Genomic DNA, 307 nt, shown 5'->3' on the forward strand with positions numbered 1-307 from the left:
GACGTGATCGCAGCGAAACAGGAAAAGGTGCTCGTGTTTACGCAGTTCCGCGAAACCACGGAGCCCCTGGCTGCCCACCTCGGCTCGCTTTTTGGCCGGGAAGGTCTGATTCTCCACGGTGGAACGCCCGTCGCCAAACGCCGCGAACTCGTCCGGCAATTCCAGGAAGATGAATCGGTTCCGTTCTTTGTGCTTTCGCTCAAGGCGGGCGGCGCGGGGTTGAATCTCACTGCCGCCTCCCACGTGATCCACTTCGATCGCTGGTGGAATCCGGCGGTCGAGAATCAGGCGACGGACCGGGCATTCC

Annotated in this window: 1 protein-coding gene; it reads left to right on the forward strand. The window is 61.6% G+C overall.

Going from position 1 to position 307, the window contains the following annotated elements; genetic code table 11:
• On the forward strand, positions 1-307 hold a 307-nt coding region (locus tag AB4Y44_RS42580), incomplete at both ends, for a helicase-related protein (protein ID WP_368702835.1).

Origin of the sequence: Paraburkholderia sp. BR10937 (assembly GCF_040965695.1) — a bacterium.
In the GTDB taxonomy this organism is placed as follows: domain Bacteria; phylum Pseudomonadota; class Gammaproteobacteria; order Burkholderiales; family Burkholderiaceae; genus Paraburkholderia.